This is a genomic window from Microbacterium sp. Z12_35, assembly GCF_058310475.1.
Genome location: NZ_JBZEGJ010000001.1, coordinates 2222932 through 2244052 on the forward strand (window position 1 = coordinate 2222932; position 21121 = coordinate 2244052).

The window sequence follows — 21121 nt, forward strand, 5'->3', positions numbered from 1 at the left end:
GGTAGACAGCCAGACCAATAGACCGTCACAATCATCCGCAAGGCGCGGGCGTGCGCCCACCCGATTCCAGCGGAGGTCGTATGTCTCAGTCCAGCGGAGCCGCGCGAAAGGTCGCCGGCGCCACCTATACCCGGGCCGGCGACGGCTACTTCGAAAAGCGCACGCTGAAGCGGTCGGCGGGGATCTGGGGCCTCTGGGGACTTGCGGTCGCCGCCGTCATCTCCGGCGACTTCTCCGGGTGGAACTTCGGCATCGACTTCGCCGGCTTCGGCGGGATGCTGATCGCCTTCGTCATCCTGGTCGCCATGTACTACGGCATGATCTTCTCGATCGGCGAGATGGCCGCGGCGATGCCGCACACCGGCGGCGCGTACTCCTTCGCCCGGTCGGCCATGGGCCCCTGGGGCGGTCTGGTCACCGGCGCCGCGGAGACGATCGAGTACGTGGCCACCACCGCCGTGATCGTCTTCTTCTCCGCGTCCTACGCCGACGCCATCACCGCGGAACTGCTCGGAGTGTCCATCCCCGCCTGGGTGTGGTGGATCATCCTGTACGCCGTCTTCATCGTGCTCAACGCCGCCGGCGCCGCCATCTCGTTCCGGTTCGCGATCGTCGTTTCCATCATCTCGATCGGCATCATCCTCGTTTACTCGGCGATGGCGGTCTTCTCCGGTGCGTTCTCATGGGATGCCCTGTGGGACATCGCGCCCGACCCGGGCCAGACGGCATTCCTCCCGCACGGGGTGCTGCCGATCCTGTTCGCGCTGCCGTTCGCGATGTGGTTCTTCCTCGGCATCGAAGAGCTGCCTCTTGCAGCCGAGGAATCGCACAACCCCGTGCGCGACATCCCGCGCGCCGGATTCTGGGCCCGCGGCACCCTCATCGTCACGGGCCTGCTCGTGCTCTTCCTCAACACCGGCGTTCTCGGCGCAGAGGCGACGGGGGTCGCCGGCGAGCCCCTCCTCGACGGGTTCCGGGCGATCGTGGGCGACGGTGCGGCGGCGGTGCTGGCGCTCTTCGCGCTGGTCGGGCTGCTGGCATCACTGCAGGGGATCATGTTCGCGTACGGGCGCAACATGTATTCGCTCTCGCGCGCCGGCTATTACCCGCGCTTCCTCTCCCTCACCGGTAAGCGTCAAACCCCCTGGGTCGCGCTCGTCGTGGGTGCCGCCATCGGGTTCGTGGCGCTTCTCGTTCTCGACGTCCTCACGCAGCTCAACGAGGATGCCGGGGCGGTGGCCGGCGCGATCGTCCTCAACATCGCCGTGTGGGGCGCCGTGGTCGCCTACCTGCTGCAGATGATCTCGTTCATCATCCTGCGGCGGAAGTACCCGAACGCCGACCGCCCGTACCGCAGCCCGTGGGGTATCCCCGGCGCCGTCATCGCGATCGTCGTGGCAGCGCTGATCTTCGTCGGGTTCCTTCTCAACCCGACGTTCCTTCCGGCCATCATCGCGATCGCCGTCGTGTACGTGGTGCTGCTGGTCGGATTCGGGGCGTTCTTCCGGCACCGCCTCATCCTCTCGCCCGAAGAGGAGTACGCCCTGTCCGGCGGGACGCACCGCGACCCGCAGGCGGAGGGATACGACGCCATGGAGCGCGAGGTGTTCGGCGCCTCGGATCCGGAGACGCGCGCCTGAGAACAGCACTTCGATGCCGCGGTCGACTGCCGACCGCGGCATCCGCGCGTGACGGCATCGCCGGCGCGGAGGCAAGGAGAGAGGCCCTCTCGGATCCTCCAGTTGGGGGCTGGCGGATTCGAGAGGGCCTCGAGGTTCCTGCGGACCGTGGGCTATGTGCGTTTGGGGAACGCTCGGCCGGCTGCTGGGGACAGCTTTACGATCCTCGATGCAGGAACGTATCTACCATAGCTTCACCGAACGGTTCACGTCTGTCCACCATTTGGGGGACAAAACGACGGCCTCAGTGGAGCAGGAAAGCGGCGGTATTGTTCGACGCGATCCCGCCGATCGCCACACTCAGATGGTACGTGGCCCCGCCCCCGGGTGCACTGGGACGCTCACTCCCGCACGTGTCCACCGACGAGCGCGTCCGGTCCCACGTCAGCGGGGCGGAACTCGTCGTCTGCTGTCCGGCGGCGAGGAGCACGATCATGTCGCTCGGCTCGGTCTGGCAGTCCGTCGAGCGCCACCACACATCGGAGCCGCTCGAAATCGTGAACGCCTGCGCGCTGGTTCCGACGTTCAGCGTGCAGTCGGTCTCACTTTGGTTGGTGAGCCGGATCGACAGCTGGGGGTTCTGGCCGGTGGCGTACGCCTGCTGATCCGTCACGGCCTCGATCGAGAGGTCGCCGGGAAGACACGCGTCCGCCATGGGGGTGAGCTCGGGGTTCGGCACTTCGGCGTCCCCCTCCGCTTCGGCCTCCCCCTCCGGTTGGGTCTCCGCATCCGTGGGCGGCGTCTCGGTCGGTATCGCCGTGGGCGTGGAGGACACGGGAGCCGTCGCCGAGGGGGTGGGAGCCGCGATCGATTCCGCGGCGCTCCGCCACGGCTGCGCGACGAACAGCCACACGAGTGCGCCGACCACGATGATGACGACGAGAAGCAGGACGAGTCGGCGGCGACGGTAGACCGCCGGAGAGTGCCGCCGACGCGGAGGAGTGCCGCTCATGCTCCCCAGGGTAGGCGCGAGAAGCGCGAAGCCCCGGGCGGCACGCCCGTCGCGACGGGCTACAGCGTCTTCAGCATCCGGGTATTGCCGAGGGTGTTGGGTTTGACGTGGGCGAGGTCCAGGAACTCGGCCACACCTTCGTCGGGACTGCGGACCAGCTGCGAGTACACGTCGGGATCGACGACCTGCTCCCCGATCGGTTCGAACCCGCGGCTCTGGAAGAAGTCGACCTCGAAGGTGAGGCAGAACAATCGCGACAGCCCCAGTTGGCGAGCGGCGTCCTCCAGTCCCTCGACCACGGCGCGCCCCACCCCGCGGTGCAGCCAGTCGTCGACGACGATCAGGGTGCGCACTTCGCCGAGGTCTTCCCAGATCACGTGCAACGCGCCGCATCCGATGAGGCGACCATCCGCCTCCGCGACCTGGAACTGCTGCACGGACTCGTAGAGGACGACGAGATCCTTGCCGAGCAGGATGCGGCGCTGCACGTACGGCTCCAACAGACCGTGGATGCCGGGGATGTCCGCGGTGCGGGCCGGACGGACGGTGAAGTCGCTCATGGTCCCAGCCTAGGATGCGAACATGGCGGCGACCTCAACCCGGTCGGCACACCGCCGCAGCCGTCTGCCGAATCCTCGGAGCATCCATGCCTGATCGCACTGCACCCGCACCGGTCGTCGTCGTCGCAGACGCAGACCCCTCGGAACGGGTCGTCCGCGCGCTGCAGCGGCGATACGCCGCCGACTACGAGATCGTGTCCGCCGGCGAGGACGCCGGCGCCGCGCTCGATACGCTCGCCGCGGACGGGCGACAGCTGGCGCTTCTGCTCGCCGCCGACCCACCGTCGGGAATCTCCGTCGGCGACCTGTTCTCGCGTGCCGCGCTCGCGTTCCCGGATGCCCGACGCGCGCTGCTGATCGAGTGGGGCGCCGGCGTCCGATCCGAGACGGCCGAGCGTGTTCTCAGCCTCATGTCCGAGCTGCTGATCGACTTCTATCTCATCCGTCCCTTCGAGCCCGGCGATGAGGACTTCCATCGCGCCGTGACGGAGTTCCTCCGCGACTGGCGGTCGACGACCCGCGACCGGAGCGGATTCACGGTGATCGGATCGGACACGGCCCCCCGCACCCACGTGCTCGGTGCGCTGCTCGCCCGGAGCGGTCTCGCGGTGAAGCACCTCGCCCCCGAGTCAGCGGAAGCCGCCACCATCCTCGATGCGGCGGGGCGCCGCTACACCGGTGCACCCGTCGTCCTGGCCGCCGACGGCAGCATCCTCGACGACCCCGATGACCAGGCGGTGGCGCGCGCCTCCGGGCTCACCACGTCCGTGCCGACCGCGCCCGTCGACCTTGCCATCATCGGAGCCGGGCCGGGCGGGTTGGCCGCGGCGGTGTACGCGGCGTCGGAGGGCCTGTCCACGCTGGTGATCGAGCGGAGTTCCATCGGCGGGCAGGCAGGGTCGAGCTCGCTGATCCGGAACTACCTCGGCTTTCCCCGGGGAGTGGCAGGAGCCGAACTCGCCCGTGGGGCGTATCAGCAGGCGTGGGCGTTCGGGGCGCGCTTCGCCCACGCGCGAGAGGCGACGGCGCTGGAGAAGGATGGTGCGTTCACGATCACGGTCGGCCCGGGTGACGAACAGGTCGTGGCGCGCAGCGTCGTGCTGGCCACCGGCATCTCCTACCGGCGGCTGGCGGTTCCCGGGCTGAAGCCGTTCGTCGGGACTTCGGTCTTCTACGGCGCTTCGTCCGTGGAGGCGCGCGCGCAGCAGGGCCGCGCGGTGTGCGTCGTGGGCGGGGGGAACTCCGCGGGCCAGGCGGCACTGCACCTGGCCCGGTACGCCGCCACCGTCACGCTCCTCATCCGCGGCTCCTCCCTCGCCGCGAGCATGTCGAGCTACCTCATCGCGCAACTCGAGGCGCTCGGGGTGACGATCATCCGCGAGTCCCGCATCGTGGACGCGCGGGCCGACGAGTCGGGCCGTCTGGCGGCGGTCGAGGTCGAGAACGCGAGCACCGCCACCCGCGCCTGGGTGGATTGCCAAGGACTTTTCGTCACGATCGGGGCGCGCCCGCACACCGGATGGCTTCCTGACGCGGTGCTCCGCGACCGCTGGGGGTATGTCGTCACGGGTTCGTCCGAGGCCGACGAAGACCTCCCGGATCCGTGGCGCGGCGGCGAGCGGCCAGGCCAGTTCGAGACGTCGGTGCCCGGGCTCTTCGCGGTGGGTGACACTCGGCGGAGTTCCCTCAAGCGGGTGGCATCCGCGGTGGGCGAGGGCTCGGTCGTGATCTCGGCCGTCCACGCGCATCTCGCGGCGCACTGACGGCGCCGCCGCGGGCGATGCCCGGATACGACGAACGGCGGATGCCGGAGCATCCGCCGTTCGTGTGTGTCAGCTCAGGCGCCGGCGACGATGTCGGGGGTCGCGGTGATCTCGCCACCGGTGGTGACACCGACGGCGACCTTGTCGCCCCGCGCGGTCGTCTCGAACACGAACTCGCCGTTCGCCGAGTCGACCTTCACGTGGTCGCCCGATGTGAGCTCGCCGTGGAGGATCTTCTCGCTCAGTCGGTCTTCCACCTCGCGCTGCATCGCCCGGCGGAGAGGACGCGCACCGAGGGCGGGGTCGAACCCGATCTCGATGAGACGCTCCTTCGCCGCCTGCGACAGCTCGATCGTCATGTCACGGTCGAGCAGCCGGTCGGCCAGACGCTTGGTGAACAGATCGACGATCTGCACCAGCTCGGGCTTGGACAGCTGCGGGAAGACGATGATGTCGTCGACACGGTTGAGGAACTCGGGCTTGAAGTGCCGCTTCAGCTCCTCCTGCACCTTCCCCCTCATGCGGTCGTACGAGGTGGCGGTGTCGCCCTCGACCTGGAACCCGACCGGGCCGCCCGCGATGTCGCGCGCGCCCAGGTTGGTCGTCATGATGATGACGGTGTTCTTGAAGTCGATCACGCGGCCCTGACCGTCGGTGAGACGGCCTTCCTCGAGGATCTGCAACAGCGAGTTGAAGATGTCGGGGTGCGCCTTCTCGATCTCGTCGAAGAGCACGACCGAGAACGGCTTGCGGCGCACCTTCTCGGTGAGCTGCCCGCCCTCTTCGAAGCCGACGAACCCGGGAGGGGCACCGAACAGCCGCGAGACGGTGTGCTTCTCGCCGAACTCCGACATGTCGAGGGAGATCAGCGCACCCTCGTCGTCGAAGAGGAACTCGGCGAGCGCCTTGGCCAGTTCGGTCTTTCCGACGCCCGTGGGGCCGGCGAAGATGAACGATCCGGACGGGCGCTTGGGGTCTTTCAGACCCGCACGCTGGCGGCGGATGGTCTTGGCAAGGGCCGAGATGGCCTCTTCCTGGCCGATGACGCGCTGGTGCAGCGCCTTCTCCATGAAGACGAGGCGGCTGGACTCCTCCTCCGTGAGCTTGAACACGGGGATGCCGGTGGCCTGAGCGAGCACCTCGGCGATGAGACCTTCGTCAACGACCGCGTGGCTCGCGACGTCGCCGCTGCGCCACTGCTTCTCGAGACGGAGACGCTCAGCCAGGAGCGACTTCTCCTCGTCGCGCAGCGACGCGGCCTTCTCGAAGTCCTGCTCCTCGGAGGCGACTTCCTTCTGCTCGCGGACCTTGGCGATCTTCTCGTCGAACTCGCGCAGCTCCGGCGGGCTGGACAGGATCGACAGACGCAGGCGTGCGCCGGCCTCGTCGATCAGGTCGATGGCCTTGTCGGGCAGGAACCGGTCGCTGACGTAACGGTCGGCGAGGTTCGCGGCGGCGACGATCGCACCGTCGGTGATCTGCACCTTGTGGTGCGCCTCGTAGCGGTCGCGCAGGCCCTTCAGAATGTTGATCGCGTGCGGCAGGCTCGGCTCAGCCACCTGAATCGGCTGGAAGCGGCGCTCCAGCGCAGCATCCTTCTCGAAGTGCTTGCGGTACTCGTCGAGCGTCGTGGCACCGATCGTCTGCAGCTCGCCGCGGGCGAGCAGCGGCTTCAGGATCGACGCGGCGTCGATGGCGCCCTCGGCAGCACCGGCACCCACGAGCGTGTGGATCTCGTCGATGAAGACGATGATGTCGCCGCGCGTGCGGATCTCCTTGGTGACCTTCTTGAGGCGCTCTTCGAAGTCACCGCGGTAGCGGGACCCGGCGATGAGCGAGCCGAGGTCGAGCGAGTAGACCTGCTTGTCCTTGAGCGTCTCGGGCACATCGCCCTTGACGATCGCCTGCGCGAGGCCCTCCACGACGGCGGTCTTGCCGACGCCGGGCTCCCCGATGAGGACGGGGTTGTTCTTCGAGCGGCGCGACAGGATCTGCATCACGCGCTCGATTTCCTTCTCGCGCCCGATGACCGGGTCGAGCTTGTTGTCGCGCGCGGCCTGCGTGAGGTTGCGGCCGAACTGGTCGAGCACCGCCGAGCCGCCCTGGGCGGTCGCCGATGTCTGCTCGCCGGCGCCGGATGCGACGCCCGCGGGCTCCTTGCCCTGATAACCGGACAGGAGCTGGATGACCTGCTGGCGGACCTTGTTCAGGTCGGCGCCGAGCTTGACGAGCACCTGCGCGGCGACGCCCTCACCCTCGCGGATGAGACCGAGCAGGATGTGCTCGGTGCCGATGTAGTTGTGTCCGAGCTGCAGCGCTTCGCGCAGCGACAGCTCCAGGACCTTCTTCGCGCGGGGGGTGAACGGAATGTGGCCGGTCGGCTGCTGCTGCCCCTGCCCGATGATGTCCTGTACCTGCTCACGCACAGCGTCCAGCGAGATACCGAGGGACTCCAGGGCCTTGGCGGCCACACCCTCGCCCTCGTGGATCAGGCCGAGCAGGATGTGCTCGGTGCCGATGTAGTTGTGGTTGAGCATCTTCGCCTCTTCTTGGGCGAGCACCACAACTCGACGGGCACGGTCGGTGAATCTTTCGAACATCCTCAAACCCTCCAGAATGGGTCGATCGGCACGCTCCGCGCGCCGTATATCGAGACTAACCAGCGCCTTGATACCGGGCGGCCGTGTTCGCCGTCGGCATAGCGCGGGCACTGCCCCTTGCGCGGGCGCCGATTCCGCGATTGCGCGGGCGAGATGGCGCTGCCTCGCCCCCTGCCGATTGACTTTGCACGCGCCTGGATTAACGATATTCGATAACAACGAATATCGTTATGGAGTGCGTTTCCGAACGAAGCCTGCGGCATCGGTACTCCGACAGCAGAGCTGCAGCACGACACGAAGGGACGGGTGTGATGGAGCAGACCACCAAGAAGGAACGTAACGAGATCCTGTCGACGCTCGGCGTCAGCGGCACCCTGGCGGTCGCCGTGATGGTCGCCTCCGTGATCCGCTGGCTCGAGACGTTCACCCCCGAGGGCACGTCGGTGCCGGTGCCGTTCGGGCACGTTCCCGCGCAGCTCGCGCCCGGGAACGGGCTCCCCACGACCATGGTCGAGGTGACGTGGGCGGACGTGATCGCCCCGGGGACCAACACGCTCTCGGTGATGTCGCTGGCTGCGTCGATCGTCGTGGGCGCGGCGGCGGCCCTCACCGTGATCGCCCTGCTCGCCGTCCTCGCGCTGCGGTTCCTGCGGGGTCGCTTCTTCGACGCGACGAACCCGCGCCTGCTCGACGCGGCGGGATGGACCATGTTCGGGGGCGCGGTCGCGGTGTACTTCCTCGACACGCTCGGACGCAACGGGGTCCTCGCGGCCGCGGGCCTCGCCGACTTCGATCCGGACTCGTGGGCTCTGGCGTGGCCGTTCTTCGCCGTCTGGATCGCTGCGACTGTGCTCGGGCTGCTCTCGCTCGCATTCCGTCGCGGCATCCGCCTGCAGCGCGACTCGGAGGGTCTGGTGTGAGCCCCGCAGAAGACGAGGGGCCCAGCGGCGTCCACTGCCGGCTGGACGAGCTGCTCGCGGAGCGCGGGATGACCCTGACCCGGCTCTCCGAACTGGTCGGCGTCTCGATCGTGAACCTCTCGGTGCTCAAGAACGACCGCGCCCGCGCCATCCGCTACTCGACGCTGTCGGCGATCTGCCGCGCGTTGGACTGCGAGATCGGCGACCTGCTCGTGCTGGCTCGGGACTGACTCAGGGCGCCGCGAGGAAGTCGGCGCCCGCCAGCCGGAACGTGCGCGCGCCGGGCGCGTTCGTGTGGTGACGCCCGGGGATCTCGAAGAATGTCCCGTTCGGGGTCACACCGGCCAGGTGACGCGACTGCTCGAGGATGCCGTCGTCACTCCCGGTCGCGAAGAGCACCCGCTGATGCGGCGGGGTCGCCGGATCGGGATCGTTCTGCCCGATCCGCATCCCCTCCGCCACCGCGATCAACGCGCGCAGGTCGTTGCCCGGAACGCGCTCGGCCAGCCAGACGTAGCGCTGCGTCACCTCGTCCGTCACGGGCTCCCCGTGGTCGGCATACGCGCGCGCCTCATCCACTCGCAACCGGGAGAGCGGGCGCCCGTCGGGGATGCCGCCGAGCACCGCTCGCTCGACGTGCTCCGGGGCATCCACGGCGAGCTGCCAGCCGACGCGCCCGCCGAGGGAGTATCCGAGGTAGCGGACGCCGAGCTGCAGGTAGGTGTCGAGGACCGTTGTGAGGTCTCGGACGAGGACCGGCATCGCATAACTCGCCGCATCGTGCGGCTTGTCGCTCGCGCCGTGCCCGCGCTGGTCCACCGCGAGGACGTGCAATCCGCGACTGAGGAGCTCGCGCACCCAGCCGGTGTTCGCCCAGTTGTCGCGGGTGCTCGATCCGAATCCATGCACGGCGAACACCGTCGGAGCATCAGGGTCGCCCCACGAGTACGTCGCGACGCGCACGCCGTCATCGGTGATGACGAACTGCGCCGGCGGCATCTCGGTCAGCGCGCGAATGGCAGCATCCATGCTTTCATCGTGGCGTATCCGCGGTGCTCGGCGGTGCGCTCATTGTCGAGCGGCCCCACGCCACAGCGGGCAGAGGGGGTCAGGGCTGACCGGCGATGGGGACGCGGGAGCCGTCGTACGTCGCACCGGAGAGCACGGCCTCGTAGGCGACACCAGCAGGCACACCGGGCACCTCGACCGCTGTCACGCGCGGTGCCATGTCGGCGGTGCACACCTGGTCGGCGGGCGGAGTGACGAAGGTGACCGCGATCTGCCCGGGCGCCGACACCGCCGCCGTGTCCACCTGCGGCACGCAGCTCGATGATCCCCACGTCAGCAGCGCGAAGACGTCGGGACCCGCCCACCCGGCACTGGGCAGGCCGCCCTCCAGGCCTGTGCCCGGTGTGAGGCCGGCGACCCCCGGAACGTCGACCGCCCCGCGGAAGCCGGCCCCGTCGACCTCGACGCTCAGGTCCTGGGCGGGATCCACGCCGGCGGGCAGGGCGACGGCGAGCCCCTGCGAGACGAGGTCGTGCGTGCAGGCTTGCTCGGGCTCCATCAGCGAAATGCGCAGCACGCCGTCGTCGTACGCCACGTCATCGGCGAAGGGCCGGCAGGACGAGCTGCCTTCCAGCAGCACGCCCACCATGGCGCCGCCGTCCAGCCACGCCGCGGCGATCTCCGTCGCCTGGTCGGTGCCGGTGGGCGACGACGATGCCGGCGTCGAGCCGGTCGGGCCCGTCGCGCATCCCGCCAACCCGCCGACGACCAGCACTGCGCCGCCGAGAGCGGCGAGGAGGGAGCGGGCGAGACGGGACATGGAGACCTCCGGATGGGGGGAGCACCCCACCAGCGGAGGCACTTCCCCATCCTTTCGAACCTCGCTGGACGAACCCGCCGGATCCGGTAACACCCGCATCACGATCCGCCGATCGACCGCCTACTGCAGGGCGGAGGTGAGGCGGGCGAGGTTGTCCAGCAGCGTCGAGCGCAGCGGCTGGTTCATCCACTCCCCCAGTGTGAGCTCGCGGCTGAGGTCGCGGTACGTCTCGGCCACGGCCTCCAGGTCGCGGACGAACTCCTCCCCGCGCACGAGGAGGGTGATCTCGAGGTTCAGGCCGAAGGACCGCATATCCATGTTGCTCGAGCCGACCACCGCGACTTCGTGGTCGATGGTGATGCCCTTGGCGTGGAGGATGTAGGGCTTCCGGTACATCCAGATCTTCACACCGGCCCGCAACAGCCCCTCGTAGTAGCTGCGCTGCGCGTGGTACACCAGGGCCTGGTCGCCCTCCTCCGATACGAACAACTCGACGATCACTCCGCGCTGACACGCGGTGGTGATCGCGAGGAGAAGCGCCTCGTCGGGGACGAAGTAGGGGCTGACGACGACGATGCGTTCCTTCGCGGCGTAAAGGAGCCCGAGGAAGAGCTTGAGATTGTTCTCGAAGTCGAATCCCGGACCGGAGGGGACGACCTGACAGTCGAGGTCACCCGGACCCGGGGCCACCTCGAACAGGTTGATCTCGTCCGTGAGGACCTCATCCGTCTCGCCGTACCAATCCGAGAGGAACACGGCGTTGATGCTGGCGACCACCGGGCCTTCGACCCGCACCATGAGGTCGACCCAGTGCAGGCCGCGACGGATGTTCTTGCGCAGGTTGTAGCTGGAGTCGGTCACGTTCTGCGATCCCATGTAGGCGACCCGGCCGTCCACGACGAGAAGCTTGCGGTGATTGCGCAGATCGGGGCGCTGAGTGCGCCCTCGCAATGGCTGCACGGGCAGCAGCAGGTGCCATAGCGCACCCATCGCCGTCAGGCGGCGCAGGGTGCGGCGGTAGTTCGGCTTGCCACGGTTGGCCCAGTGGTCGAGCAGGACTCGAACGACCACCCCGCGCGCGGTGGCCTCCTCGAGCGCGCGGAAGAAGTTGTCGGTCGCCGCATCCGATTGGAAGATGTAGAACTCGACGTGCACGTACTTCTCGGCCTGCCGGATGGCGTCGGCCATCGCATCCAGGCTCTCCTGATAGTCGGAGATGAGGGTCGCGCCGTTGTCGCCGGCGATCGGCATGGCGCCCAGATTGCGATTGAGCCGGACGAGGGCGCGGAACCATTCCGGGGCGTGAGGGCGCAGGGTTCCGAAATCCAGAGACGCGCTGGTCTCGCGGATGTAGTCGTTGAGCGCCGACTGCTTACGGCGGAACTTGCGTGGGAGGCGCGGGTTGCCGATCAGCAGGAAGAGCAGCACCCCGATGAACGGGATGAAGTAGATGGCGAGCAACCACGCCATGGCAGCGGTCGGGCGGCGGTTACGGGGGACGATGATGATGGCGGCGATGCGAATCGTCACGTCCACGATCAAGGCGACGACCACCCACCACGTGGCATCGAAGTTCACCTCGACCACGGAACCCCCTACCGGAAATCCCCTCAGCGTATCGAATGCCGGGGGCGCGTCCCGGAGGCGCGTCAGCGCTCGGAAGTCGCGGCGGGCGGCAACCCGCGCCGGGCGCGTTCCTGAGCTTCCATCCGCGCGTACACTTTCCGCTCCGTGCGGTCGATGCGGACGATGCCGCGGATCAGGAAGAAGAACACCACCGACACCACCACGGTCGGCAGCAGCGACCAGACGACGGCAATCCAGTAGGCATCCACCTCTCCAGGATACGCCGTGCCCTCCTCCGTCGCTTCCCGCGGCCGGCCCCCGCCGGGTCGGCCACTCTTCGTCCCCAGGCCGGCCCGTGGAGCATCTCTCCACCATCCGGCCGCCGCCTGGGTCCCACCGACGTCGCTCCGACGATCGTGGTCGGCATGACGACCATCTTCCGGGCGGCCAGCGCCGCCGACTTCCTGGCCCTCGTGCCCCGCCTGCTCGGCTACCGGCCGACGCGGAGTCTCGTGCTCATCCCCTTCGACGGCAACCGCACCCTCGGTGCTCTCCGACTGGATCTGCCCACCGACCTCGATCGTCCCGACCTCGACCGCGCGGGCTCGACGATCATGGGCATGGTCTGCAAGGTCAGCCACGCGGATGCCGTGGCCGTGGTCGCCTACTCCGACGCGTCGTTCGCCGACGCGCCGGGACTCCCGCACGACGAGGTGGCGCGCGCGTTGCTCTCGCACGCAGACATGTGCGGGCTGCGCGTGAGCGAGGCGCTGTGCGTCGCCGCAGACGGATGGGGCTCGTATCTCGACCCGGGATGCCCCGACTCCGGGCGCCCGCTGACGGAGATCCCGTACGATCACGAGGCGTTCGCCGGTGCGCCGATGCCGGTGCACGACCAGGCATCCGGCGCCGACCTCCCCCCGGTCGATTTCGCCGAGAAGGAACGGATGGCCCGCGCACTGGCCGAGATCGAGAGCGCTATGGGCTCGCTGTTCGGGGACGGGGGAGGCAAGGACGATCGACGCATCGCGCCGGCGGCGCTGGCGACGGTGTGCCGCATGGACGACGTACCGCTCCTGTTCGAGGAGGCGATCATGCGCGACGCCGCGGCGCTCGACCCCTTCGAGGCCGCGGCGGTGACATGGTGCCTCATGCGCCCGGGCCTTCGAGACGTCGCGCTCGTGCAGTGGGTACGCGACCTCCCCGCCGGAGACGAGGCGTTCGAGGCGCAGCTGCGTTTCGAGGACGGCGAGGCGTACCCAGAGCACCTGGCCGCTCCGATCTGGGGCGAGGGGGATTCGCCCGACCCCGACCGCCTGCAGGCGGCGCTCACGCTGACCCGGCGGTTGGCCGCCGCCGCCCCGCGGGACGCGCGGCCGGGCATCCTGGCGGCCGCGGCGTGGCTGTCGTGGGCGCTCGGGCACTCGACGCACGCCGGCCGCTATGCCGAGCTTGCGCGAGAGATCGACCCGGATCACGTCATGGCCGGGATCGTGCTGACCTTCGCCGCGAACGCCCACCTTCCCGAGTGGGTCTACCGGCGCTCGGTTCCGTCGGACCCCGTGACCCGCCTCATCGATTCGGGCGGGGTGGAGTCGTGAGCAGGGTCGGCGCAGGGGCTACTTCACGAGCGGGAAGAGGATCGTCTCGCGGATGCCCAGCCCCGTGATGGCCATCAGCAGGCGGTCGATCCCCATGCCCATCCCGCCGGTGGGCGGCATGCCGTGCTCCAGCGCCCGGAGGAATTCCTCATCGATGCGCATCGCCTCATCGTCGCCGCGGGCGGCCAGCAGCGCCTGCTCTGTGAAGCGCTCGCGCTGGATGACCGGGTCGACGAGCTCGGAGTATCCGGTTGCCAGTTCGAACCCGCGCACGTACAGGTCCCACTTCTCCACGACCCCCGGGATCGAGCGGTGCTCGCGGACGAGCGGACTGGTGTCCACGGGAAAGTCCATGACGAACGTGGGGCGGGTCAGCCCGCCCTTGACGAAGTGTTCCCACAACTCCTCGACCCACTTACCGTGCGTGGGATGCGGCGGCTCGTCGACGCCCGCCTCTTCGGCGAGCGCGCGCAACTCCTCGAGCGGGGTTTCGGGGGTGATTTCGCGGCCGGCAGCCTCGGACAGCGAGCCGTACATCGAGATCCGGTCCCACTCCCCACCGAGGTCGTAGACGGTGCCGTCCGCCCAGGTCACGGTGGTCGATCCGGCAACGGCGACGGCGGCGTTCTGCACCAGCGTCTGCGTCAGGTCGGCGATGCCGGAGTAGTCGGTGTACGACTGGTACGCCTCGAGCATCGCGAACTCGGGGCTGTGCGTGGAGTCGGCGCCTTCGTTGCGGAAGTTCCGGTTGATCTCGAAGACTCGGTCGATCCCGCCGACGACGGCACGCTTGAGGAACAGCTCGGGGGCGATGCGCAGGTACAGGTCGGTGTCGAACGCGTTCGAGTGCGTCACGAAGGGACGGGCGCTCGCCCCGCCGTGCTGCACCTGCAGCATCGGCGTCTCCACCTCGAGAAAGCCGCGCTCGGCGAAGGTGGCACGAAGGCTCGCGTTGACCTTGGCGCGGGCGACGACGGTCTCCCGGGCGCGGTCGCGCACGATGAGGTCGAGGTAGCGGCTGCGCACGCGGCTCTCTTCGCTGAGCTCGGTGTACATGTTGGGGAGAGGCAGCACCGCCTTCGAGGCGATCTGCCACTCGCTGACCATGATCGACAGTTCGCCGCGGCGGCTGGAGATGACCTGGCCCGAGACGAACACGTGATCGCCGAGGTCGACCAGCTCCTTCCACGCCTGGAGGGAGTCCTCGCCCACGACGGCGAGGGAGACCATTGCCTGGATGCGGCTGCCATCGCCCGACTGGAGGGAGGCGAAGCACAACTTCCCGGTGTTGCGGCTGAACACGACGCGTCCGGCGACGCCGACAGTGACGCCGGTCTCGTCACCGGCCTCGAGCTCCGCGAAGCGCGCTCGCACGTCGGCGATGGTGTCGGTCACCGGAACGGTCACCGGGTAGGGCCCTCCGGCGGCATCCGCGCGTTCGGCCAGCAGCCGTTCCCGCTTGGCCAGACGCACGGCCTTCTGCTCGAAGGCGTCGTTCGATTCGGCGTCCCGAGCGTCGTCGTTCGGGCTGTCGGTGGCTGCGGATGCGGGCGCGTCGGTCATCGGCGGGGGCTCCTCGGGATTCGCTCCCAGTCTAGGCGCGCGGGTTTCCGGGCTTCCCGCCGTGCGGGTGTCCCCCGGGCCGCGCGCAGCGTCAGGGCAGGTAGATGTCGGTGTTGTCGACGAACCGGTGGCCTCCGACCGTGGCGGCGATCAGTACCGTCGCACGTCCGGCATGGCCTTCGTCCACCGGCTGGAAGGAGTCGGGGTCGACGACGCTGAGGTAGTCCAGGTGCACGCGGGAATCACCCATGAGCGTGGCCTGGGCCGCGGCGATGCAGGCATCCACTCCGCGATCGGCGTTGGATGCCGCCGCATCCAGCGCCTCCGTCAGCCGTGCGGCTGCTCGGCGGTCGTCGTCGTCCAGCAGACCGACGCGACTGGAGATGGGGAGGCCGTCGTCGGCGCGGACGGTCGGTACCGTGGCCACGTCGATGTCGAACCGCAGGTCGCGGATCATGCGCCGCACGAGGAAGACCCGCTGCAGGTCCCGTTCGCCGTACATCGCGACGTCGGGGCGGACGAGGTGGAACAGTAGCGCCTCGACGGTGAGCAGTCCGTCGAAGTAGAACGGGCGCGATCGGCCCTCGTAGCGGAGCCCCAGGTCGCCGGCGCTGATCCTGGTGGTCGCCAGGCCCGCGGGCAACAACTCCGCGGCGGTCGGGGCGAAGACCACGTCGACGCCGAGCGATTCCAGAAGCGCCACGTCCTCCCGGGGGCTGCGCGGATAGGCGGCCGCGTCTTCGGACGTGCGAAAACGCAAAGGGTTCACGAACGTCGACACGACCACGATGTCCGCGCGCTCTCGCGCGAGTCGAACGAGGTCGATGTGCCCGTCGTGAAGCGCGCCCAGGGTGGACAGGAGGGCGACGGTCGGCGAAGACCCGTCGGGGCGGGCTGCTGCTCTGGCCTCGGCCAGTCGGGTGCGCAGCCCGTCGGTGGTGCTGATCATCCGTCGAGCGTAGCCGCCGGCGGGAGCCCCTCCGGACCGGCCGGTGCCCCCTCGGCGAGTGCTTGATCGACCGTGGAGCGGACGAGCGCGGAAAGGTACCCGCCCGGGTTGTCGATTCCTACGCCCGAGAGCAGGCCCGAGGCCTGGCGGACGATGGAGCGGGAGAACTGGGTCGCGGTCGCGATCGCTTCGGCGTACGCCGGCCTGTCGGCTTCGGCGATCACGACCGGCTCGCAGCCGAGTTCGACGGCGAGCGCCTGCGCGATCGGCAGCACCGGAGCGGGGGCGGTCACCGCGGCGTAGCTCTCCGTGAGCTGGCGCAGGTCGATGGATGTCCCGGTGAAGGAGATCGCCGGGTGGATCGCGAGCGGGATCGCCCCCGCACGGAGCGCCGGGGCCAGGACCCCGACGCCGTACCCCGGATCGACGTGCAGCACGAGCTGCCCGATCTGCCAGGCACCGAGCTCCGCCAAGCCCGTGACGAGTCCGGGCAGCTGATCGTGCGGCACCGCGACGACGATCAGCTCCGCACGGCGGACCACCTCCTCGGCGTCCAGGACAGGAACTCCCGGAAGGAGCGCGTCCACGCGGTCGGGATCCGAGCCGACGGTGATCCCCACCACGGCGTGCCCGGCGTTGCGCAGCGCGGCGCCGATCACCGGGCCGACGCGCCCGGCGCCGAGCACGCCGACGCCGAGTCTCCCGTCGCGTGACGGACTCACTGTGCCCACCTGTGGCTGCGGTCACCGGCGGAGGCGGCGACGATCCCCTCGGCGGTCTGCCCGAACACGCGGAGCGCGTCATCACGGTCGAGGACCCCGACGGTGGTGGTGACCTGACCGGGCACGACGTGCGCCGTCAGTTCGGCGAGGCTCAGCGCCCGATCGAGCGGTCCCTGGCCGATGCCGACGCTCTGCATCCGCGCGAGAGGGAAGACGCCCAGCGCCCGCCAGATGTAGCCGCGGCGGAAGAACAGCGCGTCAGGGGTGAGGAGGAATCCGTTGCGGCGCCACGAGAGGGGCCTCAGCAGACGCGCCCGCCGCGGAGTCGTGACGTACGGGTCGTCGGCTCCGGGACCGAGGATCCCCTGTTCGAAGACATGCGCCATCTGCTCCTCGGGCAGAGCCGGCAGCAGCAGCCGGACGACCCGCTCGACGTCGGTACGCGTTCCCACCGGCAACACGCTGGTCAGCTGGTCGGTCGAGGCGTCGGTCATCGCGCGGCCGGAGATGCGGGTCACGGTGATCGACCACCATCCGAACGGGCGCCACAGCAGCGACTGCCGCACCTCGAGCGCGTGGATCCGCCCGGGCGGCAGGATCTCACTCACCGTGGTGAACAGCCCGAAGGTGACCCGCACGCCGCTGGGTGTCGGCGCGATCGAATAGCGCAACGCGCGGACGAACGACCGGACCCAATAGGCGACGTAGCCGATCATCGCGGGGACGAAACCGAAGAGGATCCAGGGGATGCCGGCCACCACGCCGACGATCACGGCCGCGATGGCGGCAAGGAGGCCGAGCGTCGACGCGCTGAGGGCGCGGGATGCGGCGAGCCGGCCCGGCGGGATGTGCACGACCGACTCGACCTCGGTCGCGTCGGTGTCTTCGCCCTCGATGAGGCCCGAGATCCCCGCGCCGACCAGGGTCGCAGCCTGGTGGATGCGTGAACCCGGGGCCGCAGCATCCGCCCGCGCCGTCGCGCCGGCTGCGGCGAGCTGCCGCCCCGAGGCGAGGCGGAGGATGTCGGTCCGGATGGTCTCGGCGTTCGAGGTCGAGAGGTACTCGAGCTTGACGTTCGAGTCCAGCCCCGCGCCGACGACTTCGAGCTTGGCCATGCCGAACAGGCGGGCGACGAGCGGGCGGGTGAGGTTCACCCCCTGCACACGGTCCAGGGGAGCGCGGCGGTGCGTGCGGAAGAGCACGCCGGTGCGCACTTCGACGTCGTCGCCGGTGATCCGGAACGTGTGGAAGCGCCACGACAGCCAGAACACGACCAGTAGCACGACGAGCGTCGCCAGCAGGAGCCCGCCCGCCAGGAGCAGGAGGTTGTTGCGGAGCAGGTAGTCGACGGGGTCGGCGGGCGCGTCGTCGCCGACGGGGAACCCCGGAAGGAACACCTCGATCAGGCGCTCCCGCAGGTTGGCGATCACGATGCCGGCGACCACGAGGAGGAACAGGCCTCCCCGTAGAAGCGGGGTGAGCGGGTGCATGCGGTGCCACTCGCCGTCACTGAGCGGCGAGCGCACCTCCCGGACCGGAGGGGCGGGCGCGGTGGCCTCGCTCACAGGCCCGTCCGACGGGTTTCCGCGACATCCACGAGGGTGTCACGCAGGCGCTCCGCGGCATCCTGGGGGAGTCCGGGGATGGTGACACCCGTCGAGGCGGCGGCAGTCACAAGCTTCAGCTGCGCGATCCCGAAACCGCGATCCAGCGGCCCGTGGGTGATGTCGACCAGCTGCATCCGCCCGTAGGGGACGGCGACCATCCGCTGCCACAGGATGCCGCGGCGGAAGACGAGATCGTCGCGGCGCAGCTGATAACCGTACGAGCGTGCCTGCCGCGGGGTGATCCCGAGGGTCCAGACGGACATGACGGCGATCACCCCGACGGGAATCCACACCCACGTCTGGTTCAGCCACAGCTGGAAGACGAGGGCGACCGCGACCACCAGGAGAAGGAATCCGCCCGTGGAGATCATCCGCACCCACACGTACGCGCGGGCGAGCTGATGCCATACGCCGTCGCCGAGCGGCAGGCGGGCTGCTCCCCGCGGCTCCTGGATGTGCGGGAAGGTCCCCCGGTCGAGGTCGCCCTCGCCGGCATCCTCAGCGGCCGGAGGATTCGAGTCCGGGGGTGTTCCCGGGCTGATCGTCATCGTCGTCCTTCCGGATGGTGCAGAGCTGTTCGGCGACGAGTCCGGCGACCACGAGGACCGCTCCGCACACCGCCGTCCCGATGATCGTGCCCATCGAGCCTACCGACGGCACGACCGGTCGTGTCAGAAGGAAGACCACGAGGCCTAGGCCGAAGCCGCCGACGGCCGCACCGACGATGCTCGACGCCTTCGCGAGCATCGCGATGCGCAGCGCGCGGAACGGGTTGAGCGGAACGACCGCACGCCCGCGGGTGGCCCGGAACACCGGAATCGCCAGGACGATCACGATCGCTCCGAGCAGAAGCAGCAGGATGGGCAGGCTCACCGCGGGCGTGAAGGTGGGCCGGCCGGCGGCGCTGAGGATGTTGTCGAGGAGGAACCCCACTCCCGCGCCGATGACCGCCGCCAGCGCGAGGATGCCGGGGCTCGTGCGCCTCACGATCGGCTCCGAAGCTGGTCGTGCAGCTCGCGCACCGAGCCGGCGCCGGGAAGGTAAGCGTCCGGGTCGACGTCGAGCCACGGGATCAGGACGAAGTCGCGCTCGGCGGCGCGCGGATGCGGCAGCGTCAGGCGGGGGTCGTCCGAGGTGATGTTCCCGTAGGCGACAAGGTCGAGGTCGAGCGTCCGGTCGCCCCACCGCTCGCGGCGCTCGCGGCCGTGTGCGGTCTCGATCTCGTGAAGAGCACGAAGGAGCAGGGAAGGCGCCAGGCGCGTCCGCACCAGGGCGATGGCGTTGAGATACCGCGGAGCATCCTCGTCCTCGCCGGTTTCGGTCACCGCCACGCTCTCCATCGCTCCCGACGCGCGCACCTCGGTGGTGAGCGGCAGTGCCGCCAGCTCCGTCAGGGCGGCACCGAGGGTCTCGGCGCGATCGCCCAGGTTGGAGCCCAGTGCGACGACGGCGACGGTCCCGCCGCCCGCAGAGGCCGAGGACGCACTCATCGCGACTCCGTGGCGAATCCCGCCGGGCGGGTGGCGGAACGCGAGCGGCGGATGGTGACGGAGACATCGCCGAAGGGCACGGCGATGGGCGCGGACGGTTTGTGCACGGTGACGGTCGCGATCTGCACCCGGTCATCGGCGAGGACGACGTCGGCGATGCGCTGCGCCAACCGCTCGAGGAGGTTCACCGGCTCGCCCTGGACAGCGGTGACCACCCGCTCGGCGAGCTCGCCGTAGTGCACGGTGTCGGCGACGTCATCGGATGCCGCAGCGGGGGCCGTCGGGATATGCAACGTCAGGTCGACGACGAACTCCTGACCTTCGCGCCGTTCCTCGGGATATACCCCGTGGTAGCCGAACGCACGCACCCCCGTCAGGGTGATCTCGTCGAGCGGTTCTCCCGTGTTCATGCTGCACCTTCCCACTTCTCCGCCACGCGCAACGCATCCCGGGTGGTGGGTACGTCGTGCACGCGCACGGCCCACGCCCCGGCCTGGGCGGCGAGCACGCTCGTCACGGCGGTGGCGAGGTCGCGTCGATCCACGGATGCGTCGGGCCCGAGCGCGTCGGCGAGAAACCTCTTGCGGCTCGTACCGACGAGGACACGGGGCCCGATGCCCACCAGCTGCGGCAGAGCGCGCAGCGTGTCCCAGTTCTGCTCACCGCGCTTGCCGAACCCGATGCCGGGGTCGACGATCATCCGCGCGGGGGCGATGCCCGCGGCGGCGGCCGCTTCGACCCGGGCGAGCAGCTCCTCCCGCACCTCGCGGGCGATGTCGCGGTAGCTCGCGCCGGCGTACATATCGTCCGAGGGTCCTCGCCAGTGGCCGAGCACGACGTCGACGCCGGTCGGCGCGATGGCGTCGAGAAGCTCCGGGTCGGCGAGGCCACCCGAGACATCGTTCACGATGCGGGCGCCCGCTTCTGCAGCGGCGAGGGCGGTCGAGGCATTCATCGTGTCGATGCTCACGGCCACTCCGGCCGCCGCCAATGCCGCGACGACCGGCACGGCGCGCTCCCGCTCGACCCGAGGATCCACGCGTTCGGCGCCGGGCCGGGTGGACTCTCCGCCGACGTCGATGATCGCCGCCCCCTGGTCGCGCAGCTGGATGCCGCGCGCGACCGCCGTGTCAGGGTCGAGGTAACGGCCGCCGTCGCTGAAGGAGTCCGGCGTGACGTTGACGATGCCCATCACGAGCGTCATGACACCTCCCCGCCCGGTCCCTGAGCGAGCGCCGCAGGCGCCTCCCCGCCCGGTCCCTGAGCGAGCGCCGCAGGCGCATCCCCGCCCGGTCCCTGAGCGAGCGCCGCAGGCGCGAGA

Annotated in this window: 21 protein-coding genes; 5 read left to right on the plus strand and 16 right to left on the minus strand. The window is 69.6% G+C overall.

Translation table 11 applies throughout. The features are described 5' to 3' along the window. Positions 1 to 80: 80 nt before the first annotated feature. On the plus strand, positions 81 to 1640 hold the full coding sequence (locus tag AC4FS1_RS10690) for an amino acid permease (RefSeq protein WP_491154869.1): 1560 nt from the start codon (positions 81 to 83) through the stop codon (positions 1638 to 1640). Between the two features lie 283 nt (positions 1641 to 1923). On the opposite strand, the gene AC4FS1_RS10695 is transcribed toward AC4FS1_RS10690, so the two are convergent. Together AC4FS1_RS10695 and AC4FS1_RS10700 are read right to left on the minus strand one after the other, a co-directional pair. After that, on the minus strand, positions 1924 to 2631 hold the full coding sequence (locus AC4FS1_RS10695; RefSeq protein ID WP_491154871.1) for a hypothetical protein: 708 nt from the start codon (positions 2629 to 2631) through the stop codon (positions 1924 to 1926). A 59-nt stretch (positions 2632 to 2690) separates the two neighbouring features. After that, positions 2691 to 3191, minus strand: coding sequence for an amino-acid N-acetyltransferase (locus AC4FS1_RS10700; RefSeq protein ID WP_491154873.1), 501 nt, complete (start codon positions 3189 to 3191; stop codon positions 2691 to 2693). Positions 3192 to 3277: 86 nt separating this feature from the next. On the opposite strand from AC4FS1_RS10700, the gene AC4FS1_RS10705 reads away from it, so the two are divergent. After that, a complete protein-coding gene (locus AC4FS1_RS10705; RefSeq protein ID WP_491154874.1) occupies positions 3278 to 4954 on the plus strand; it encodes an NAD(P)/FAD-dependent oxidoreductase in 1677 nt (558 codons plus the stop codon). Between the two features lie 74 nt (positions 4955 to 5028). On the opposite strand, the gene AC4FS1_RS10710 is transcribed toward AC4FS1_RS10705, so the two are convergent. Further along, positions 5029 to 7554, minus strand: a complete 2526-nt coding sequence (locus AC4FS1_RS10710) for an ATP-dependent Clp protease ATP-binding subunit (RefSeq protein WP_491154876.1) — start codon at positions 7552 to 7554, stop codon at positions 5029 to 5031. Positions 7555 to 7865: 311 nt separating this feature from the next. Between AC4FS1_RS10710 and AC4FS1_RS10715 the strand changes: the two genes are divergently transcribed. After that, complete coding sequence (locus tag AC4FS1_RS10715) at positions 7866 to 8474, plus strand: hypothetical protein (protein WP_491154878.1); 609 nt, start codon at positions 7866 to 7868, stop codon at positions 8472 to 8474. Next, positions 8471 to 8704: a helix-turn-helix domain-containing protein gene (locus AC4FS1_RS10720; RefSeq protein WP_491154880.1), complete on the plus strand. Its 234-nt coding sequence runs from the start codon at positions 8471 to 8473 to the stop codon at positions 8702 to 8704. Before AC4FS1_RS10715 ends, AC4FS1_RS10720 begins: the two co-directional genes overlap by 4 nt. 1 nt (position 8705) lies before the next feature. On the opposite strand, the gene AC4FS1_RS10725 is transcribed toward AC4FS1_RS10720, so the two are convergent. From AC4FS1_RS10725 to AC4FS1_RS10740, 4 genes are all read right to left on the minus strand, one after another. Further along, positions 8706 to 9503: an alpha/beta fold hydrolase gene (locus tag AC4FS1_RS10725; RefSeq protein ID WP_491154882.1), complete on the minus strand. Its 798-nt coding sequence runs from the start codon at positions 9501 to 9503 to the stop codon at positions 8706 to 8708. Between the two features lie 79 nt (positions 9504 to 9582). Continuing rightward, complete coding sequence (locus tag AC4FS1_RS10730) at positions 9583 to 10302, minus strand: hypothetical protein (RefSeq protein ID WP_491154884.1); 720 nt, start codon at positions 10300 to 10302, stop codon at positions 9583 to 9585. A gap of 120 nt (positions 10303 to 10422) precedes the next feature. Continuing rightward, entirely contained in the window at positions 10423 to 11889 is a 1467-nt protein-coding gene (gene cls, locus AC4FS1_RS10735; RefSeq protein ID WP_491154886.1) for a cardiolipin synthase, read from the minus strand. A 62-nt stretch (positions 11890 to 11951) separates the two neighbouring features. Further along, positions 11952 to 12137, minus strand: a complete 186-nt coding sequence (locus tag AC4FS1_RS10740) for a hypothetical protein (RefSeq protein WP_491154887.1) — start codon at positions 12135 to 12137, stop codon at positions 11952 to 11954. Between the two features lie 156 nt (positions 12138 to 12293). Between AC4FS1_RS10740 and AC4FS1_RS10745 the strand changes: the two genes are divergently transcribed. Next, positions 12294 to 13469 (plus strand): DUF4192 family protein, encoded by a 1176-nt coding sequence (locus tag AC4FS1_RS10745; protein ID WP_491154889.1) that lies wholly within the window; start codon positions 12294 to 12296, stop codon positions 13467 to 13469. A gap of 18 nt (positions 13470 to 13487) precedes the next feature. Here the strand turns inward: AC4FS1_RS10745 and lysS are convergent, their stop codons facing one another. From lysS to folP, 9 genes are all read right to left on the minus strand, one after another. Further along, positions 13488 to 15032, minus strand: a complete 1545-nt coding sequence (gene lysS / locus AC4FS1_RS10750) for a lysine--tRNA ligase (RefSeq protein ID WP_491154891.1) — start codon at positions 15030 to 15032, stop codon at positions 13488 to 13490. Positions 15033 to 15123: 91 nt separating this feature from the next. Next, positions 15124 to 15981, minus strand: a complete 858-nt coding sequence (gene panC / locus AC4FS1_RS10755; protein ID WP_491154892.1) for a pantoate--beta-alanine ligase — start codon at positions 15979 to 15981, stop codon at positions 15124 to 15126. Continuing rightward, on the minus strand, positions 15978 to 16703 hold the full coding sequence (locus AC4FS1_RS10760) for a Rossmann-like and DUF2520 domain-containing protein (RefSeq protein ID WP_491154894.1): 726 nt from the start codon (positions 16701 to 16703) through the stop codon (positions 15978 to 15980). The genes panC and AC4FS1_RS10760 overlap by 4 nt, the downstream gene beginning before the upstream one ends. Continuing rightward, positions 16700 to 18268, minus strand: coding sequence for a PH domain-containing protein (locus AC4FS1_RS10765; RefSeq protein ID WP_491154896.1), 1569 nt, complete (start codon positions 18266 to 18268; stop codon positions 16700 to 16702). The genes AC4FS1_RS10760 and AC4FS1_RS10765 overlap by 4 nt, the downstream gene beginning before the upstream one ends. Beyond that, positions 18265 to 18858 (minus strand): PH domain-containing protein, encoded by a 594-nt coding sequence (locus tag AC4FS1_RS10770; protein WP_491154898.1) that lies wholly within the window; start codon positions 18856 to 18858, stop codon positions 18265 to 18267. Before AC4FS1_RS10770 ends, AC4FS1_RS10765 begins: the two co-directional genes overlap by 4 nt. After that, positions 18809 to 19297, minus strand: a complete 489-nt coding sequence (locus AC4FS1_RS10775; protein ID WP_491154900.1) for a DUF3180 domain-containing protein — start codon at positions 19295 to 19297, stop codon at positions 18809 to 18811. Before AC4FS1_RS10775 ends, AC4FS1_RS10770 begins: the two co-directional genes overlap by 50 nt. After that, positions 19294 to 19800 carry a 2-amino-4-hydroxy-6-hydroxymethyldihydropteridine diphosphokinase gene (gene folK, locus AC4FS1_RS10780; RefSeq protein WP_491154902.1) on the minus strand — a complete coding sequence of 169 codons (507 nt, stop codon included), beginning with the start codon at positions 19798 to 19800 and terminating at the stop codon, positions 19294 to 19296. Before folK ends, AC4FS1_RS10775 begins: the two co-directional genes overlap by 4 nt. After that, positions 19797 to 20210, minus strand: coding sequence for a dihydroneopterin aldolase (gene folB, locus AC4FS1_RS10785; RefSeq protein WP_491154904.1), 414 nt, complete (start codon positions 20208 to 20210; stop codon positions 19797 to 19799). Before folB ends, folK begins: the two co-directional genes overlap by 4 nt. Then, complete coding sequence (folP, locus tag AC4FS1_RS10790) at positions 20207 to 21004, minus strand: dihydropteroate synthase (RefSeq protein ID WP_491154905.1); 798 nt, start codon at positions 21002 to 21004, stop codon at positions 20207 to 20209. The genes folB and folP overlap by 4 nt, the downstream gene beginning before the upstream one ends. Positions 21005 to 21121 lie beyond the last annotated feature (117 nt).

Coding starts and splice junctions, on each gene's coding strand:
- AC4FS1_RS10770 (WP_491154898.1), bottom strand. CDS start 18,858: ATGACGATCAGCCCGGGAACACCCCCGGACTCGAATCCTCCGGCCGCT.
- AC4FS1_RS10745 (WP_491154889.1), top strand. CDS start 12,294: ATGACGACCATCTTCCGGGCGGCCAGCGCCGCCGACTTCCTGGCCCTC.
- folB (WP_491154904.1), bottom strand. CDS start 20,210: ATGAACACGGGAGAACCGCTCGACGAGATCACCCTGACGGGGGTGCGT.
- AC4FS1_RS10690 (WP_491154869.1), top strand. CDS start 81: ATGTCTCAGTCCAGCGGAGCCGCGCGAAAGGTCGCCGGCGCCACCTAT.
- AC4FS1_RS10695 (WP_491154871.1), bottom strand. CDS start 2,631: ATGAGCGGCACTCCTCCGCGTCGGCGGCACTCTCCGGCGGTCTACCGT.
- AC4FS1_RS10705 (WP_491154874.1), top strand. CDS start 3,278: ATGCCTGATCGCACTGCACCCGCACCGGTCGTCGTCGTCGCAGACGCA.
- panC (WP_491154892.1), bottom strand. CDS start 15,981: ATGATCAGCACCACCGACGGGCTGCGCACCCGACTGGCCGAGGCCAGA.
- AC4FS1_RS10730 (WP_491154884.1), bottom strand. CDS start 10,302: ATGTCCCGTCTCGCCCGCTCCCTCCTCGCCGCTCTCGGCGGCGCAGTG.
- AC4FS1_RS10700 (WP_491154873.1), bottom strand. CDS start 3,191: ATGAGCGACTTCACCGTCCGTCCGGCCCGCACCGCGGACATCCCCGGC.
- AC4FS1_RS10710 (WP_491154876.1), bottom strand. CDS start 7,554: ATGTTCGAAAGATTCACCGACCGTGCCCGTCGAGTTGTGGTGCTCGCC.
- AC4FS1_RS10715 (WP_491154878.1), top strand. CDS start 7,866: ATGGAGCAGACCACCAAGAAGGAACGTAACGAGATCCTGTCGACGCTC.
- lysS (WP_491154891.1), bottom strand. CDS start 15,032: ATGACCGACGCGCCCGCATCCGCAGCCACCGACAGCCCGAACGACGAC.
- folK (WP_491154902.1), bottom strand. CDS start 19,800: ATGAGTGCGTCCTCGGCCTCTGCGGGCGGCGGGACCGTCGCCGTCGTC.
- folP (WP_491154905.1), bottom strand. CDS start 21,004: ATGACGCTCGTGATGGGCATCGTCAACGTCACGCCGGACTCCTTCAGC.
- AC4FS1_RS10725 (WP_491154882.1), bottom strand. CDS start 9,503: ATGGATGCTGCCATTCGCGCGCTGACCGAGATGCCGCCGGCGCAGTTC.